We start from the raw sequence: 1,216 nt of genomic DNA on the forward strand, positions 1-1,216 counted from the left end.
GTGTCAGCAAGACTGTCATGCCTTTGCGTGTGCCGACTGGGCAGATCTTCCATGAGAAGGTGGTCGTCTTTGCGACTGATTCCTTCGGAACTCAAGCCATCCTCTCCTCAAGCATTCACCAGTTGTGGGCCATCAAGTACGGCACGACCATGCGAACTGACGCGACGTACACGCCCGAAATTGTCTTTGGCTCCTTGCCGCGACCTATGTCCACCGACCGCTTGGAGGCCGCCGGGCGTTCACTCGACGAGGAGCGTCGCGAGGTCATGCTTCGTCGCGACCTCGGCCTCACGAGGCTCTACAACCTCGTGAACGATCCCGGGACTCAGCGGGACAGGGACATCGACCGGTTGCGCGACATCCACGTCGAGGTCGACGAAGCGACCATGGCCGCGTACGGATGGGACGACATGCACCTCGACCACAGCTTCAACTCATACCGGCAAGTGGAGCGATGGACGGTCGGCCCGGCCGCGCGCGTCGAGATCCTCGACCGTCTGTTACTGGAGAACCATCGCCGCGACGGAGCCCGGCCAAGTAGCCCAACCTCGGTTAGAAATCGCTCCCCGCTCGACGAATGCACTCTCTTCGACTGACGGAACCCGAACTGGTCAGAAGAGTGTTCCGCCGTATCCGAGTTCATCGACCCCCAAGGATGCGTCGATGCTGCTCCGTGGTGGTTGTCCGGCTCGGCGGTGGTTCTCTTCGAGGAGTCGGTCGAGAATGTCGACGCGGGCCGCAGGGCTCACGCTCCAGCGCTGCATTTGCCTAAATGCATGGAAGCCGTGACCGGGAGTGACATCGGACCAACCGTATGCATCTAGGACGGCAAGGTCGAGTTCCACGTGCAGTGCTCGCATGCGCGCCACATCCTGGTCGGCGGCATCGCTCAACTCGGCGTCGTTGACTAGGTTATAGAGCTTCGTGAGACCGAGCCCGCGTCGAAGCATGACCTCCCGGCGCTCCTCGTCCAGAGAACGCCCTGCAGCTTGAAGACGTTCGGAAAAGGGCGGGCGGGGGAAGGTCTCAAACACGTCCGACGGCGAGTAGTTGATGTCCGCCCGCATCGTTGACGTGTACTTGACGACCCAAAGTTGGTGAACCGTCGATGACAGCACCGCCTGGTCCGCATACGAGTCCGTAGCAAAGACACCCAGCTTGTGGCTGAAGACCTGCACGTTCGCGACCCGGATGGGCATGACGGTCTTGCTGACAA

The 1,216-nt window shown here is 61.1% G+C and carries 2 pseudogenes; one reads left to right on the forward strand and one right to left on the reverse strand.

The window, feature by feature from the left end:
* Positions 1-596: pseudogene (locus tag KJS59_RS30575) on the forward strand (SAM-dependent DNA methyltransferase); the annotation flags it as partial.
* Between the two features lie 15 nt (positions 597-611).
* Here the strand turns inward: KJS59_RS30575 and KJS59_RS30580 are convergent.
* Positions 612-1,216, reverse strand: a pseudogene (locus KJS59_RS30580) (SAM-dependent DNA methyltransferase); the annotation flags it as partial.

Origin of the sequence: Rhizomonospora bruguierae (assembly GCF_018397995.1) — a bacterium.
Classification (GTDB): Bacteria; Actinomycetota; Actinomycetes; order Mycobacteriales; family Micromonosporaceae; genus Rhizomonospora; species Rhizomonospora bruguierae.